This window comes from Ruegeria sp. CDSB136 (genome assembly GCF_059610965.1).
The window spans coordinates 95,163-110,516 of sequence record NZ_JBXWOP010000021.1 but is presented as its reverse complement, the minus strand read 5'-3'; the positions used below and the strand labels follow the sequence as shown (position 1 = coordinate 110,516).

At 53.0% G+C, this 15,354-nt stretch carries 14 protein-coding genes and 1 tRNA gene; 3 read left to right on the top strand and 12 right to left on the bottom strand.

Features of this window, described 5'->3' with window-relative positions; genetic code table 11:
* Window positions 1–163 precede the first annotated feature (163 nt).
* Window positions 164–240: transfer RNA gene (locus tag AC2FIR_RS20310), tRNA-Met, on the top strand.
* A gap of 349 nt (window positions 241–589) precedes the next feature.
* Here AC2FIR_RS20310 and AC2FIR_RS20305 read toward each other — a convergent pair.
* Both AC2FIR_RS20305 and AC2FIR_RS20300 read right to left on the bottom strand, forming a co-directional pair.
* A complete protein-coding gene (locus tag AC2FIR_RS20305) occupies window positions 590–1,669 on the bottom strand; it encodes an AI-2E family transporter (RefSeq protein ID WP_170615126.1) in 1,080 nt (359 codons plus the stop codon).
* Between the two features lie 323 nt (window positions 1,670–1,992).
* Window positions 1,993–2,091 (bottom strand): hypothetical protein, encoded by a 99-nt coding sequence (locus AC2FIR_RS20300; protein WP_480491811.1) that lies wholly within the window; start codon window positions 2,089–2,091, stop codon window positions 1,993–1,995.
* A gap of 698 nt (window positions 2,092–2,789) precedes the next feature.
* Here AC2FIR_RS20300 and AC2FIR_RS20295 point away from each other — a divergent pair.
* On the top strand, window positions 2,790–3,113 hold the full coding sequence (locus AC2FIR_RS20295) for a 5-aminolevulinate synthase (RefSeq protein WP_170615128.1): 324 nt from the start codon (window positions 2,790–2,792) through the stop codon (window positions 3,111–3,113).
* A gap of 349 nt (window positions 3,114–3,462) precedes the next feature.
* On the opposite strand, the gene AC2FIR_RS20290 is transcribed toward AC2FIR_RS20295, so the two are convergent.
* From AC2FIR_RS20290 to AC2FIR_RS20245, 10 genes are all read right to left on the bottom strand, one after another.
* Window positions 3,463–4,617: a Gfo/Idh/MocA family protein gene (locus tag AC2FIR_RS20290; RefSeq protein WP_496762988.1), complete on the bottom strand. Its 1,155-nt coding sequence runs from the start codon at window positions 4,615–4,617 to the stop codon at window positions 3,463–3,465.
* Window positions 4,617–5,672 (bottom strand): sugar phosphate isomerase/epimerase family protein, encoded by a 1,056-nt coding sequence (locus tag AC2FIR_RS20285; protein WP_496747691.1) that lies wholly within the window; start codon window positions 5,670–5,672, stop codon window positions 4,617–4,619. The genes AC2FIR_RS20290 and AC2FIR_RS20285 overlap by 1 nt, the downstream gene beginning before the upstream one ends.
* A 27-nt stretch (window positions 5,673–5,699) precedes the next feature.
* Window positions 5,700–6,758: a LacI family DNA-binding transcriptional regulator gene (locus tag AC2FIR_RS20280; RefSeq protein WP_480915418.1), complete on the bottom strand. Its 1,059-nt coding sequence runs from the start codon at window positions 6,756–6,758 to the stop codon at window positions 5,700–5,702.
* Between the two features lie 7 nt (window positions 6,759–6,765).
* Complete coding sequence (locus AC2FIR_RS20275; RefSeq protein WP_496747692.1) at window positions 6,766–8,388, bottom strand: dihydroxyacetone kinase subunit DhaK; 1,623 nt, start codon at window positions 8,386–8,388, stop codon at window positions 6,766–6,768.
* Window positions 8,389–8,399: 11 nt separating this feature from the next.
* Entirely contained in the window at window positions 8,400–9,392 is a 993-nt protein-coding gene (locus AC2FIR_RS20270; RefSeq protein ID WP_170681415.1) for an ABC transporter ATP-binding protein, read from the bottom strand.
* Entirely contained in the window at window positions 9,385–10,482 is a 1,098-nt protein-coding gene (locus AC2FIR_RS20265; protein WP_480527090.1) for an ABC transporter ATP-binding protein, read from the bottom strand. Before AC2FIR_RS20265 ends, AC2FIR_RS20270 begins: the two co-directional genes overlap by 8 nt.
* A gap of 2 nt (window positions 10,483–10,484) precedes the next feature.
* A complete protein-coding gene (locus tag AC2FIR_RS20260; RefSeq protein ID WP_010442360.1) occupies window positions 10,485–10,673 on the bottom strand; it encodes a hypothetical protein in 189 nt (62 codons plus the stop codon).
* Window positions 10,670–11,608 carry a carbohydrate ABC transporter permease gene (locus AC2FIR_RS20255; protein WP_480915412.1) on the bottom strand — a complete coding sequence of 313 codons (939 nt, stop codon included), beginning with the start codon at window positions 11,606–11,608 and terminating at the stop codon, window positions 10,670–10,672. The genes AC2FIR_RS20260 and AC2FIR_RS20255 overlap by 4 nt, the downstream gene beginning before the upstream one ends.
* Complete coding sequence (locus tag AC2FIR_RS20250) at window positions 11,605–12,552, bottom strand: carbohydrate ABC transporter permease (RefSeq protein WP_480915410.1); 948 nt, start codon at window positions 12,550–12,552, stop codon at window positions 11,605–11,607. Before AC2FIR_RS20250 ends, AC2FIR_RS20255 begins: the two co-directional genes overlap by 4 nt.
* An 82-nt stretch (window positions 12,553–12,634) precedes the next feature.
* Entirely contained in the window at window positions 12,635–13,954 is a 1,320-nt protein-coding gene (locus AC2FIR_RS20245; RefSeq protein ID WP_480915407.1) for an ABC transporter substrate-binding protein, read from the bottom strand.
* Between the two features lie 397 nt (window positions 13,955–14,351).
* Between AC2FIR_RS20245 and AC2FIR_RS20240 the strand changes: the two genes are divergently transcribed.
* Complete coding sequence (locus tag AC2FIR_RS20240) at window positions 14,352–15,131, top strand: MOSC domain-containing protein (protein ID WP_496747694.1); 780 nt, start codon at window positions 14,352–14,354, stop codon at window positions 15,129–15,131.
* The last annotated feature ends 223 nt before the right edge of the window (window positions 15,132–15,354 follow it).

The following is a 15,354-nucleotide window of genomic DNA, read 5'->3' as shown; positions in this document are numbered from 1 at the left end:
TGGTACTTGGGCTTAAGCCCCGGGAGAGTAGGTCACCGCCAAACCTAGCAAAATCCCCCTTCTCTCTGACGATGAAAAAACACTACCCGGTCTCAAGTAGCCGAATAGGCGGTAGGCCAACACAAGACCTCAAGTAGCGTAAGCGCTAGGTCATCAAAAGTGTCGCGGGATGGAGCAGCCCGGTAGCTCGTCAGGCTCATAACCTGAAGGTCGCAGGTTCAAATCCTGCTCCCGCAACCAACGATATTTGCGAAACCGCCTCAGCCATGTCGACTTGGGCGGTTTTAGCTTTTTTATCAGTTGCTAAGGCGAGAATGCCGGCAAGATCTCCATGCAGATCAATGTCATATCCATCTTCAGACGGTGTCAGCACCACCTTGTCGATCAGAGTGAACGCGCGAGACGATTGGGACGTGGTTCGGTTCTGAAGTAGGTGCTCATTAAGGTAAAAGCGAACGCTGCCCCGTTGCCAGACATGTCGGCACTTAAGGATCGAGGAAGCCAGTGATTTATTCGGAATTCGCTACGCAGTCTGCAAGGGCATCGGTCGCATGGTGTTCCCTTCAGAACCTTTCCAAACAGATTCAGGCTATTGGAGGTCTTCTTCGTTCAGCTCTCGAACCTCGTCATCGGAGCGTTCCGCGCCGAGCCACCAAAGAATCAACTCGAGACACAGTGCAAGAATGACAGGACCGAGGAATACCCCAACGACTCCCCAAAAAAGTAGCCCGCCGATAGCGCCAAGAAAAACCAGAATTGCCGGCAAGTCCGCTCCGCGCGATACAACAAGTGCTTTTACGAGGTTGTCGGAAAGCCCAACCGCGACAAGCCCCCAGAGAACCATAAAGGTCGCCATGACCGACTGATCATTCATCCAAAGCCAGATCGAAAGTGGTGCCCAAATCAGGATCGGGCCGACTTGCAGAAGGCCAAGCATAAAGGTTGCGAACGCCAGGAGTGGCCAATGTGGCGCGCCGACGAGCCAGTATGCGAAAGCAGCTACACAGGCCTGTACAGCCGCTGATCCAAGAACACCAAGCACGGTATAGCGGATCGTTAGGATCGAGCGAGCACCAAGGTCGGCGACCCGCGTTCCTCCAAGTTTTAGTGCCGCCTTGCCTGCGAGCAGGCTGAGATACTGCGAGTTATGTAGAATTACTCCCGCAAGGATCAGGCCCAGCAAAAACTCTAAAACAAAATAACCGATTAACCGACCTTCGAACACAATTGTCGAGAGAAGCAAACGCAGATCGTCGCCAATCAAAGTGCGCAACGCCTCCAAGTCATCTCGTATTCCTATCCAAAGATCGCGCCAAGTTGCGGAGATACCGGCGGGAAGATCAACGCCAATCCATTCAAGGCTGTCTCTGTTTGCGGCGGCAATCGCTAATTCTGGCAAAATCCCTACAACGGAGCGAAAAAGTAACAACATCGGGACAAGTACGATGAGTATCAACCCGACGACAGTAAGGCCAGTCGCCAGTACACGTCTTTGTCCAAGTTGGTTTGTAAGCTGCGCATGAAAGGGCAAAATGGCGACCGAAATAAAAAGGGCCCATAACAATGCAGGAAGGAATGGGCTGAGCGTCAGCACCCCTAACAGGAATATTAGCGCAAGCCCCCCAAGTGGGAGAGCCTTTTGAACTATATCTCGCATGTCTGCGAGCATTTCGACCTCACTACGACCAATGAAACGCGCAGTACACTATGGCCATCATTTGGCTAGTGGCCACTATTTTTTTGAAGGAAGTAACTTGCGTGAAGATGCTATCAGAGTCTCAGAATTTGCGAAAGCGCAGAGCGGAGACAAAGGCATCATTGTCATTTCCCGCATGGCAGCCGTTCTTCAGATCTGATCGAATGATTGCGTCGAGCCCAAATCGGAGGTCCATCTTCAACTCTGGCTCTTCGGAGAAGCGCAGAACCGCGAGTATCCCAAGGAACAGGTTAGTTATCCGAGCAGTGCCCTGCCTGCCCTTCAGTATGCATTCTTCAGTTACAAACCGATTGACCTGCATACATTCCAAGCCCAGCGCCGGCTGCCGTAGCCAAGGCATTGCCTGTCCCGCCGCCGAAGCGATTTCCAACTATTCCACCAATAGCAGCACCACCTAAAACACCTCCGGCGCAACGAGCATCATGTTGGACTTGTGCCTGAGTTGGCGTTGCCGGTACTCCGCATGCGGTCAAGAAAATTGAGCTTCCGAGCAAGCTGGCTATCAGTGCCTTCTTCATCAGGATTTCCTCGTGATTTACCAAGTCTATTAGCTTTTTAGGTGGTCCGTGGCTGGCTATTACACAAGGCATAAACCGCTGTATGGACAAACGTTAACCTAATCTCAATAAAGGCTGCTAAAGACAAAGCTTCTGACGACCTGTGATAAAACTCAATTCGTTTATTCGCTTTGGCTTGTCAAATTGTAGCATTTTGTTTCGCTTTACCCTGCGCAAATGCCTTGCACTGCCCAAGCATAGTTATTCTGTCTGTGAACACTGCGGTGTTCAATGCAAAGGGCTGGTTTGTCCGCAGAGCGGTCGCTCGCGACATTTCGGCGATTGAACGCGCCGAGCCCTTTTCAGACTTTGGGTCAGGCGCAGCATCCGTTTCGAAGGGGGGTAGCAGCTTTTCGCTTCATCTGAATAAGCAATACTCTTACCGGCTTTCACTTCGCTAAAATAAAGTAATCGGCTTCACTGATGCGCCATAATACGGATGCTAAAATCCTGCGCAGAGAATGTTGGTTCATGCGAGGTGCGCGTTTTTTTGCGCACGGTGAAGGATTTGAAACATGGAGCTTCTGGCGTTGAAACCACTGACCTTGGCCGTCTTGGCGGCAGGGGGGTATGGCGTTGCAACCATCGGAATGAAACTGGCCTCAGCCGAATGGACGGCGGTGGCGCTCGCTCTGATTATTCTGGGTTTACTTGCCGCCACCCAGTCCGAGGTGGTGCTGATGCGTACAGTTCCACTTTCCGAGCTGTATCTAATAATAATTGCGCTTGAGACACTGATCGTACTGACCTACGCCTACAGTATCGGCGAAGGGCTAGAGCCGCGCGATTGGACAGGCGGCGCGCTCATATTCGCGGGGCTCGCGATCGTCTCGCACTGATCGGACATGGGGTGGCCGGCGCGATACGCTACGCTCGGGCCAACGATGACTTGTTTGCCCAATGGGGGCGGGAGCAATCTCTAAGTGTTCTGACGGCAACGGCGGGTATGTCCGCACAGCAGACCTTGAGCGTTCTTCGCCAAATGTCCGCTATGCGGACAAAGTGGACATTGCCATCTAGTAGACCCGGACGGAAGTCGAATGGTTCTTCGGGTCACATAAAACCTCTTCAGTGACTTTCACGGTTCGTTGTACCGGAGCGTGCATCTATAGGTTGCGCGCGCTTCGTTTTATTTGCAGACACGCTCGATGCCTCCCAAGATGTCTGCCTTATGCCAACAACCAGTCTTTAAGTTAAGCTGACCCAAGCCGCATTCCTTGAAGAGCTTTGCACGCATGCAGCTACAAACTTTACACCATTGAGTCCATCATGGACCGTTGGATAAACAACCGAAGTGTCAGGTGAAATCCCGTTTCGGAAAGCTTGGATCACCTCAGCAGCCTCTCCATATATATTGGCGAAACCTTCAAGATATCCCTCGGGATGTCCAGGTGGAACTCTACTTAGCCGGTTGGCAGCATCACCGGCCCCAGCTCCATTTCGGGTGATCAGCCGCTTTGGTTCGTTGTAAGGTGTAAACCACAGGTAGTTAGGATCTTCCTGAGTCCACTCCAGCCCACCTTTTTCGCCATAGACCCGCAATCGGAGTGCGTTTTCGTTGCCGGGAGCGACCTGAGAAGACCACAGCATACCACGCGCTCCGCCTTCGAAGCGAAGCAAGACGTGCGCGTTGTCATCGACTTTGCGTCCGGGCACAAAGGCCTGCAAGTCCGCCGCCAGGCTTTCCGCCTTCAGCCCGGTTACAAAGCAAGCGAGGTTGTAAGCGTGGGTTCCGATGTCGCCGGTTGATCCACCAGCGCCAGAGCGTTCAGGATCGGTTCGCCATTCCGCCTGTTTGAAATCCTGGTGCTCGGTAAGCCAGTCCTGTGGGTATTCAACCTGAACCACGCGGATCTTGCCGATATCTCCGTTAGCGACCATTTCACGCGCCTGCCGAACCATCGGATAGCCCGTGTAATTGTGGGTCAAAATGAATAGGGCATTCGCGCTTTCTGCTGCTTTGACCAGTTTTTTTGCATCGGCGAGAGTCGAGGTGAGTGGCTTGTCACAAATGACATGAATACCGCGTTTCAGGAACTCACGTGCGGCTGCATAGTGAACGTGATTTGGCGTGACAATTGAGACCGCCTCGATTCCAGATTTCAACCGAGCTTCCCTGATCGCCATTTGTTTGAAGTCTTCATAGACCCGTTCGAGCCCCAATGCCTGACCACTTTCAAGAGATTTCTCTGGCGTCGAAGACAAAGCACCGGCAACCAGCTCGAACTTGTCGTCCAGTCGTGCAGCTATGCGATGAACACCCCCTATGAAGGCGTCGTTTCCGCCGCCAACCATGCCAAGGCGAATGCGACCTGAAGCTTCCTCACTGCGTCCTGTGACCATCACTCAATCCCCAGCATTTTACGATTGGCCGCTTCGTCCGCGCCACCGTCAGCGAAATCATCAAAGGCTTTCTCGGTTACACGGATGATATGATCGGACACGAACTGAGCGCCTTCACGCGCTCCGTCCTCGGGGTGTTTGAGGCAGCATTCCCATTCGACCACAGCCCAGCCATCAAAGTCATTCGCGGCCATTTTTGAGAAGACCGCGCTGAAATCCACTTGGCCATCACCAAGCGACCGGAACCGCCCGGCACGATCGACCCAGCTTTGATATCCTGAGTAAACACCTTGCCGCCCAGTTGGGTTGAACTCGGCATCTTTCACATGGAACATGCGGATTCTATCTTTGTAGATGTCGATATTGTCCAGGTAATCGAGGCATTGCAGCACGTAGTGCGACGGGTCGTATAGCATGCAGGCCCGTGGGTGATTTCCCGTCCGATCCAGAAACATCTCATACGTCACACCATCGTGGAGGTCCTCTCCGGGGTGAATTTCGTAGCAGACATCGACACCGCAGTCTTCGGCGTGATTCAGGATCGGCACCCAACGGCGCGCCAGCTCATCAAACGCCGTTTCAATCAAGCCGGCAGGGCGTTGCGGCCAAGGATAGACATAGGGCCATGCCAGCGCGCCAGAGAATGTTGCATGTTCGGAAATGCCCAAGTTCTTTGATGCTGACAGTGCCTTTTTGACCTGGTCTACTGCCCATTCTTGTCGGGCTTTCGGGTTCCCCCGAACACTTGCGGCTGCAAAGCCATCAAACGCGCTGTCATAGGCTGGGTGAACGGCCACAAGCTGGCCCTGAAGATGCGTAGAAAGTTCGGTGACTTCGACGCCGTTTTCTTGGGCTTTTCCTTTGAAGTCATCGCAATAACCGGTGCTGGACGCGGCCTGTTCGAGGTCGAATAACCGGCCATCCCAACTGGGAACTTGAACTCCCTTGTATCCACAATCCGCCGCCCATTTGGTGATCGCATCCCACGAATTGAACGGTGCTTCGTCTCCCGCAAATTGTGCCAGAAACAACGCTGGACCTTTGATCGTCTTCATAAAATTTCCTCCCCAAACCCTAAGCCTCTATGGCGGTAAATTTTCCTTCAGATAGATGTCGATACGGATGCGTTCCTGCGCTTTGTTGAATGGAACCTTGTCCTTAGTAGCGCGCAATAGACGGACGGCAGACCGAACAATATGCCCGGTGTCTTGCGAGATTAAGGCGTCAAATGTGCCAAGCCTAAGCGCCTCACGACTGAGTGGAGTAAGCTCATGTGCTATGATCACCAGATCTTTGCTGAACCTGTTCTCTGAAAGAAATTGTATCAGGCCCGCATTGCCCGCTGCTGACGAGTATATTCCGACCAGATCTGGATAGGTTTCAAAGATTTCGGGCATCATCCTGTAAATCAGATCCGGGTCATCCCGACCCTCGACAGACGCTACGACTTGGAGGTGCGGAAATTCCTCGGCCACAACAATATCAAAGCCTTGACGACGCTCGAGGTGGTCACGCGCCAAACGAGAGCCTGTAAGAACCAAGACCTTGCCGTCGCGATGCACAAATCGTCCCATCAGCTGAGCGGCGGTTCGTCCTGCCGAAACGTTATCGATTCCCACAAAGTGGTCTCGCTCAGAACTGGGCAAGTCAGACACCAAGGCGACCACTGGAACGCCTTTGTCCCTGAGCCTTTTTACAGCATCCCGGACAGAAGGCGTTTCGGGCCCAAAAACTGCGACTCCGTCTACATCCAAACTGTCGACAGCATCCAGAATGTTGACGATATCTTGCGGCTCAAACGGAGCGACCTTCCTTATCGCAATGCGGGTCCGCTCGATAAATTGGTCAGGGGATTGTTCTGCGATCTGACTGCTGATTGCCTCCACAAACTCGTTGTCAGTATCCGGCAGAACAAAGAGGAAGTTGTAGACTCGGTTTCTCGCAAGGTTGGCCGCAGCGGTGTCGCGCACATAGCCCAGCTCATCAATTGCCCTTTGTACTTTCTGTACAGTTACGGCCCGCACGCCGGGGCGTCTGTTCAAGACTCGGTCAACAGTTGCGAGACTGACACCCGCGACGCGCGCCAGGTCGTTTACGGTTGGCTTTTTCACCAATTCTAGTTTTTGTTTTTGGTCTTCCACGTGTTCTTCAGCCCTCAATCTCCCGCGCCAAGCCTTCAAACAATAAAGCAACAGCCTCAGCGCCGGGATCGTTATGTCCAACTAGGTTTTCTTCGGGAACATAGGCTGCCCGGCCCGCCTTCGCACGACGAATATTCGCGGTGTTGTTCGCGCCTTCGCGGGCAGCCTCGGCCGCATGCGTCAGACCAGATGGCAGTGCGGCAAGCGCCGGCGCCAGGGCGTCAATCATTGTCCTGTCACCGACCTTGGCACCCCCAACCTGGCTGACGCGATTCAAACCTTCGACCAGAGACTTCGGTACCGAAGCCCCGCTCGCACAGGCATCTCCAGCTGCATTGAAGAAGATTGCGAGTATCACACCAGAAGAACCACCCATTGTCTGGCTTAACTCATTGCCCAACGCTGGAAACAATTGCGTCAGATCAGCAAGCGGCATGCGATCAAGGCTACCTTGCAATGCTCTTGCGGCAGTCGCCAATGTGCTTCCTGTATCGCCATCTCCGGATTTCGCGTCCAGCTCGTTCAGGGTTTTCTCGGCGTTGATCAGCGACTCAGACAGCCGGGTGATCGTTTCCTTTGTTGCGGGATTGTTCGAAGGAATTGGATCGATTGGGGTCAGGCCATCAGGCAATGGTACAACTTTTATCGGGTCGACGGAATTGACGCCGGGCCAAGCCGCCAGGTCAACAGGAGCTTCAAGCGCAGATAAATCGTCTTGATCTACAGGCAGAATAGAAACAGAAAACCCGTGCATATCCAGCGATGTCATCATTGGTGCCGGGCCAATTATATGATGGGCAATACCAGTCTCGGACAACGCATGCGTGAGGACAGCCATTTCCAGCGGAGTTGTAGATCCGAGGTTGTTGACCAACGCTACACAATCCCCAGACTCAACCCTTAGCTTCAGCTTCTCCACCACCGTGGACATGGCCGAAACAGCATTTGAGAATTCGACTTGCTGTACGCCGGGCTCGCCGTGGATGCCCAAGCCGAGCTCCGCTTTGCCGGGTGCGATCCGGTCTTCTTTCGGAGACCCGGGAACGGTGCAGGTGTCCAAGCTCATACCAATGCTGACGACCTTTGCTATGGTGCGTCTTGCTGCGGCGGTGACCGTGTCTAGATCAGCACCGCTTTCAGCAAGCGCTCCGGCTATTTTGTGAACGAACAACGTACCCGCCACGCCACGTGGTTGCGGAAGGTCGGGCAGGGCGATGTCATCGTCGACGACGACCATTTCAACCTTGCGGCCCAATGCACGGGCCCGTTCCGCTGCCAGTCCAAAGTTCAACCGATCTCCGGTGTAATTCTTGACGATCAGCAGGCATCCAACCTCACCCGTGACAGCAAGAATGCCCGCCAGAACCGCCTCCACCGATGGCGAGGCGAACACTTCACCGCAAACCGCAGCTGTCAGCATACCAGCGCCAACAAAACCTGCATGGGCGGGTTCGTGACCAGACCCTCCGCCAGAAACCAAGGCGACTTTCGACTTGTCCCAGTCCGATCTGTAAACAACCTTGATGTGCGGGTAGCCGTCCAACCGAGTAAGTCGTCCCCCGGAGGAGGCCAAAAGGCCGTCTATGGCCTCTGTCACCAAGGTTTCTTTAGTATTGAGGAACTGGGCCATGCTTTTGCTCCTTAATTCACTCGCGCGCCGGACGCGTCAAAATACAATGGGTTGTGTGGGCGGATTTTTATGATTTTTCCTGAGGGATAGTCCTGATGGACATCAATCAAAGTCACAACAGGGTGACCATTCAAGTCCAGGTGCAGCCGCGTTTGATCCCCCAGATGCTCAGCACGTATCACACGCGCTTCACGGCCTTCGCCTTCAATTATGTTTTCCGGGCGAAGACCAATCTGTGGGCCTTTGTGATCGCCTCCGAACAACTCGGACGGCAGGATGTTTATCCGTGGCAGGCCCAACCTGCTGGCTACGTAAACACTGCCCGGATTTTCATAAATGTCGCGAGGGGTACCGTACTGGACTAGCCTACCGTTTTCCAAAACGCCGATATGCGTCGCCATTGTCATGGCTTCGACCTGATCATGGGTCACGTAGAGTAAGGTTGATCCCAGATCTGCCTGAATTCTCTTCAGCTCTACCCGCAAATCCGCCCGAAGCTTGGCGTCCAAAGAGCTGAGGGGTTCATCCATCAGGAATATCTGGGGGTCGCGCACAAGCGCCCGTCCAATTGAAACGCGCTGCATTTCGCCGCCAGACAGTTCAGTGGCTTTGTTGTCCAGTTTGTGCGGGATCTGGAGGATCTCCGAGACTTCGTTAACCTTCCTGGCGATCTCATCCTCTGGTGTCTTCAGGATCGGCGAACGCAAAGGGAAAGACAGGTTTTCACGCACTGTCATATGCGGGTACAGCGAGTATTGCTGGAAGACCATGGCTATATCGCGCTGGGCTGGCGTTTCTATTCCAACATCTCGCCCGGCTATACGCACCGTTCCTGAATCCAGTTTCTCAAGTCCGGATATCAATCTCAGCGTCGTTGTTTTTCCCGCACCAGTTGGACCCAACAACACCACAAAGGCACCGTTGGGGATCGTCATTGAAATATCATCCACCGCTTTAAGATTGCCGAATGACTTCGAGATATTCTCCAAAACGACTTCAGCCATTGCTTAGTACCTCGTCGTTCAGAGCGGATCTCAAAGCGCGCCCGGTAGATTTTTCAAATAGGGTTACTGCGGGAGAGCGGAACTCCAATCCTACTGTTTCACCGGGACTGACGACTTCGCGTGCATCAATCCGGGCTTTCAGTTCTCCGTTCGGGCTTTGCAGCGTCACGATCTGAGTGGTTCCCAGATATTCCGCTGCCAGAACCTTGGCCCGGTAGGCGCTCGCATCCGACAGAAAAACATGTTCGGGACGGACACCAAAAACCAATTCACCTTCGGCCCCTTCCATCAGCTTGGGCACGGCTTCGTCATGGCCATTCAGTCGGACCATTTCCGAGCCGGGTTCGACCTTTCCCTGAAACGGCAGGAAGTTCATCGAAGGAGACCCAATAAAATCCGCCACGAACATCGTAGCCGGCTTGTCGTAGATTTCCTGAGGTGTGCCGAATTGCTCGATCACAGCGTTGTTCATCACTACGATCTTGTCCCCCATTTGCATGGCTTCCAACTGATCGTGTGTAACGTAAACGGTGGTTGCGCCCATGCGATCATGAAGCGCGCGCAGTTCTTCGGCCATGTGCTCACGAAATTCGGCATCCAGGGCACCAAGAGGTTCGTCCATCATGAACGCCTTGGGTTCGCGAACAATCGCGCGTCCAAGCGCTACACGCTGCCTGTCGCCGCCTGAAAGCCCACCTACTGGGCTATCCAGTATGTCGTTTATCCCTAAAATTCCGGCGACTTCCTCGACTTTGGCTTTTACGGCGGGGCGCGGCATACCCTGCGATATTAGCGGGTAGCTGATGTTCTTGCGCACGTTCATGTGAGGATACAGCGCGAACATCTGGAACACGAAGGCAATGTCTCGCTCCGACGGTGGCCGCTGGCTGATTTCTTCTCCGTCCAGATAGATTTCACCCGATGTTGGAAGTTCCAATCCCGCGATCATCCGTAGAGTCGTCGTCTTTCCGCAACCGGATGGCCCCAGCAGCATGAAAAACTCACCGTCTTCAATCGTGAACGAGCTTTCGCGGACAGCCGTGAAATTGCCGAACATCTTTTTTACGTTTTGGACTACGATCTGGGCCATTTCTACTCCGGGAAATGGCTGACGATGATAAACATGACGGTTCCGATCAACGTGACGATGAAAGAATAGGTGAAGGCCCACAGGACAAAGGGCTGCATCAGCATGAAGACACCCAGTGCGATAAGGATAGTTGCGACCATCTCCCATGGGCCGCGGCGGAGCCGCATCAATCCGGTTAGAAAATCACTCATTTGCGCACGGCTCCGAATGTGATCCCACGCAGCAAATGTTTGCGCATCAGGATGGTGAAAATCATGACCGGGATTAGGAATATGGTGGCGCCAGCCGCCACGGCAGGCCAGTCCAGGCCACCGATACCGATAATGGTCGGGATGAAGGGCGGTGCAGTCTGAGCATTCGCAGATGTCAGCAGCACAGCAAACGCATACTCATTCCAGGCGAAGATCAGGCAAAAGATAGCTGTCGAAGCGATGCCCGTTGCGGCTTGTGGCAGCACGACTTTGTAGAAAGCCTGAAAGCGTGTGTAGCCATCTATTAGAGCCGCTTCTTCGTACTCTCTTGGGATTTCGTCGATGAACCCTTTTAGCAACCAGACCGCCAAGGAAATATTCACGCCCGTATACAACAGGATCATTCCCAGATGCGTATCGCTCAATCCAAGGTTTCTGAACATCAGGAAAATTGGGATGGCAACGGCGACCGGGGGCATCATCCTCGTACTGAGGATGAAGAACAGTAGATCGTCCTTAAGCGGGACTTTAAACCTGCTGAACGCATAGGCGGCCAGTGTGCCAAGGAAGATACTCAAGAAAGTTGAACCAAATCCGATGATAACCGAATTCATAAAACGCTCACCGAACTTTGATGGCCCAACAATCACCATGTCGTATTGGCGCACGATCTCATCGGCCCAGTTCTGCGGTGGGTTGGCTTCTAGAAATTCATGCGTCTGCCGCGTGCGAGTGGTGAAGAGATTGACGTAGCCTTCAAGCGTTGGGTCAAAGACAACCTTTGGCGGGTAGCTAATCGCATCGGCCGGGGACTTGAAGCCGGTCAGCAAGATCCACACCAGCGGGATCATCGTGATCAGCGCATAGGTGATGACCAGAAAACCGGCGATCCACTTGGAACGGTTCGAGGGTTCGGTGACGGAAAAACTGCTCATCTCTGTTTCACCTTGTTCAGGGCTTTGACGTAGATCGACGCAAGGCCGAACACGGTGACGAAAAGGATGATCGCATAGGCTGACGCATAGCCCGTACGCCATTTCTCAAAGGCTTCGCGTTTCAGGTTGATCGAAGTGAGTTCCGTTACAGAACCGGGTCCTCCGCCGGTTAGCTGAACCACGAGGTCGAACATCTTGAAGTTCTCGATGCCTCGAAACAGCACAGCAAGCATCAGGAACGGCAAGACCATCGGGATGGTAATCGTGAAGAACTGTCGCAGCTTGCTGGCCCTGTCGATCTCAGCCGCCTCGTAGATGTAGTCGGGAATACTACGCAGCCCGGCCAGACAGATCAGCATCACGAATGGGGTCCACATCCAAGTGTCGACAATCACAATCGCCCATGGGGCCAACGTGACTGATCCCAGCATTTCAAAGCTCGACGGATCCTTGCCGGTGAACCAGGACACGATGTAATTGAACAAGCCGATTTGAGGTTGATACAGGAACTTCCAGAAGTTACCGACAACGGCCGGGGACAACATCATTGGCAACACGATAATCGTGGTCCAAAGATCGTTGCCCTTGAATTTCTTGTTGATCAACCACGCCAGAGTAAACCCGATCAGGACCTGGAAAAAGATCGTCCAGAACAGGAAATGCGCGGTGGCCTGCATGTTCAGCCAGGTGTCCGAGTCTGTCAGGATACGCTCGTAATTCCTGAAACCGACATCTTTGACTTCACGCCCGATCCGGTTGGCCTTGTAGTTGGTAAAGCTCAGTTGGATAGTCCAGATCAACGGAAAGATGTTGATCGCCAGCAATAGAAAGATCGTCGGCGAGATGAATATCCAGGCGATCGCACGGTCGGACAATCCTCGGATTTTTCGCGCAACTCGCTCTGGCGTTGCCCGCGCAACGCGATCTACGGTCCTGTCAGACATCTCTTTGCCAGTTCTTCTTGTTGGTTTAGGACTCACGGGTGAAGGTGGAGCGGGATTGCGCCCGCTCCTGCCTGTGTCCGGATTACAGCTTGCCTTCGTCTTCGAAGACTTCCGTCCAATCTTCGATCAGAAGATCCAACGCTTCCTGAGCTGTACCTTGGTCAGCTACAACGTAGTCGTGGATGCGTTTCTGCATTGCCAGCAGAAGTTCCGCATAGGCAGGCTCTTGCCAGAAATCCTGCACACCGCCCATTGCTTCCAGGAAGTCACCGGCGAAAGGCTGGCTGTCTACGAAACCGGGATCTTCCAGCACCGAGTTATGTGCGGAGTAGCCGCCCAGCTCCCACCATTTGGCCTGCACTTCTGGCTGCGCGAACCACTTAATGTACTCAAGAGCGGCGTCCTGTTTGTCAGAGTAGCTGACAACCGAGATACCTTGTCCGCCCAGCGTCGAACCTGCCTGATTTTGGGGTGGGTTCACGAAGAAGTCGATTTTGTCACCGCCGGTATTGGGGTCGGCATAAAGACCTGGGAAGAACGCGAACCAGTTCATTGCCATGGCGACCTGACCGGATTTAAAGGCGTCCAAGCTCTCACCCATGTAAGAGTTTGTATACCCCGGAGGCGTCGCCGTTTCGTAGAATTCCTTGTAGAACTCCAGAGCTTCAACCGCTTGGGGTGAGTTTACCGCGCCTTCCATGTCATATGAGCCCGGGGTGTTTTCGTATTTGAAGCCCCAGGGATAAAGCGCTCCGGTCACACCCATGGTGATCCCTTCAGAGCCACGCTCGGTAAAGATCGCTGCCCCGTACACCGTCTTGCCGTCGATCTCACGTCCTTGGAAGAACTGTGCGATCTGCAATAGTTCTTTCTGAGATTGAGGTTCGCGCAAATCTTGTCCAGTCGCCTCTTTGTATGCGGCTTGGATTTCAGGGTTTTCGAACCAGTCCTTACGATAGAACCAACCATTCGCATCGCCCATCGCAGGCAGGGCATAGTAGTTTGGTGTGCCCTTGGGCCAAGTTGAATAAGCGTAGACAGTGGCTGGCGCAAAATCGTCCATGCTGATGCCTTCAGCATCGAAGAATTCGTTTAGTTGAACATAGTGACCGTTTTCAGCGCCACCGCCGATCCATTGGCTATCACCAATCAGCAGGTCGCAGAGCTTACCCCCAGAGTTCAACTCATTCAGCATCCGGTCCGCAAAATTTGGCCAGGGAACAAATTCGAAGTTCATCGAGTGGCCGGATTCTGCTTCGAATTCCTTAGATAGCTCGACAAGCGCGTTGGCCGGGTCCCATGCAGCCCAACAGAGCGTCAGATCTTCAGCATTTGCCTTGGTAGAAAGAGTAGTAGCGGCAAGGACTATTGCGCTGGCAGAGGCCAGTTTTGTGTAAGTCATCCATTCCTCCCTTTTTGCGCCGTCAATCGAGGATGTGCGAATCGCGGCATACCTCCAAGGCTATTTGAGGTACGCACCTCAAGTCCAGAATTTTTTGAGGTTCGTACCTCAGGTAGCCTAGTAAGGTTGTTAACGCCGCTTTTTAGTCATTGATTTTATTTAGTTTACTTATTTGCGTTGATGCGCATGTATATTTGGCAGTTAGGATTTATGAGGCCCTATTGACCAAAATTGGTTCAGCCCGCAATCGCGGCAATAATGTGTCCAGCAGGTTTAGCGAACACGCTTTTGAAGCACTCACAGATTATTTGGTCGATACCTTGGAGAATTGGAGATAGCGTCAAACAGCACGGGCCACGCAGGATCGTGTATAACTCGTTTGGTCAGGTGCAGACGTATGAACACGCTCTCTATCGTCAGATTGAACCGGTACCCAATAAAAGGCTTGAGTGCTGAGCCCATGCAAAGCGTGACGCTACGAGCGGGAGAGGGGATTCCTGGTGATCGCCTGTTCGGATTCGCGCGCTACAACTCCGGTTTCGACGCGCAAAACCCTCAGCCACTGCCGAAAGATCGCTTTGTTGTTTTGTTGAATGAAGCTGCGCTTGCAGGCGTTAAGGCAAATTTTGATATTGAGACCCAATATCTTGAGATCAAAGCGAGCGGCAAAACACAAAGCTTTAATATGCAAGCACCAGAAGATCGGATGAATGCGGTAAGTTTCCTGTCTTCAGAGATCGACCTAAAAGACCTCGAACCACCAAATTTCGTTTCGTCTGCTCCGCATCGGTTTACAGATGTATCTGTCGTGTCACCTAAAATGATGAACGCGATATCCGTTCTAAATCTGGCGTCTGTGGAAAAGTTAGGTGAAAAACTGAACGCGGAAGTCCACCCAGCGCGCTTCCGGGCGAATATCGAGATGGACGGTATGCCCCCATTTTCTGAGTTGGATGAAGCTGGATCAGTTTTTAGATTTGGCGATGTTGAGTTAAATATACTCTCACGTACGAAAAGGTTTGCAGCCACTGAAGTGAACCCGGAAACGGCTAAGCGGGACCTGAAGATACCCTATCTAATTCGGAAGTTGATGGGTCATACGGACATGGGTGTCTATGTTGAGGTTGCTAAAGGCGGAGCGTTGAGAGTCGGCCAAATTGGGGAGATGTTGAATTGAGTTTTACTCACCCCGCCAGAGTGGCAGTCACAGGCGGTTTGTCCCGCGTTCTCTCAAATAATTTGTGTCTACGCTTTCGCCAGTCGTTTTCTTGCTCGCCCAGCCTAGTGAATGTGACTCCCTGAAAAAACGATGCTCCAGATGAAGCATGTAATTGACCGAACCTGGAAAGTTTACCAAGATCGTTTTTTGCGGATTTCTCTGACCTCTTCCCAGGCTTGGG

Excerpts from the sequence above, each read along its gene's own strand:
- AC2FIR_RS20305 (WP_170615126.1), bottom strand. The coding sequence starts at position 1,669 with ATGCTCGCAGACATGCGAGATATAGTTCAAAAGGCTCTCCCACTTGGG.
- AC2FIR_RS20295 (WP_170615128.1), top strand. The coding sequence starts at position 2,790 with ATGGAGCTTCTGGCGTTGAAACCACTGACCTTGGCCGTCTTGGCGGCA.
- AC2FIR_RS20290 (WP_496762988.1), bottom strand. The coding sequence starts at position 4,617 with ATGGTCACAGGACGCAGTGAGGAAGCTTCAGGTCGCATTCGCCTTGGC.
- AC2FIR_RS20285 (WP_496747691.1), bottom strand. The coding sequence starts at position 5,672 with ATGAAGACGATCAAAGGTCCAGCGTTGTTTCTGGCACAATTTGCGGGA.
- AC2FIR_RS20275 (WP_496747692.1), bottom strand. The coding sequence starts at position 8,388 with ATGGCCCAGTTCCTCAATACTAAAGAAACCTTGGTGACAGAGGCCATA.
- AC2FIR_RS20270 (WP_170681415.1), bottom strand. The coding sequence starts at position 9,392 with ATGGCTGAAGTCGTTTTGGAGAATATCTCGAAGTCATTCGGCAATCTT.
- AC2FIR_RS20265 (WP_480527090.1), bottom strand. The coding sequence starts at position 10,482 with ATGGCCCAGATCGTAGTCCAAAACGTAAAAAAGATGTTCGGCAATTTC.
- AC2FIR_RS20260 (WP_010442360.1), bottom strand. The coding sequence starts at position 10,673 with ATGAGTGATTTTCTAACCGGATTGATGCGGCTCCGCCGCGGCCCATGG.
- AC2FIR_RS20255 (WP_480915412.1), bottom strand. The coding sequence starts at position 11,608 with ATGAGCAGTTTTTCCGTCACCGAACCCTCGAACCGTTCCAAGTGGATC.
- AC2FIR_RS20250 (WP_480915410.1), bottom strand. The coding sequence starts at position 12,552 with ATGTCTGACAGGACCGTAGATCGCGTTGCGCGGGCAACGCCAGAGCGA.
- AC2FIR_RS20245 (WP_480915407.1), bottom strand. The coding sequence starts at position 13,954 with ATGACTTACACAAAACTGGCCTCTGCCAGCGCAATAGTCCTTGCCGCT.
- AC2FIR_RS20240 (WP_496747694.1), top strand. The coding sequence starts at position 14,352 with ATGAACACGCTCTCTATCGTCAGATTGAACCGGTACCCAATAAAAGGC.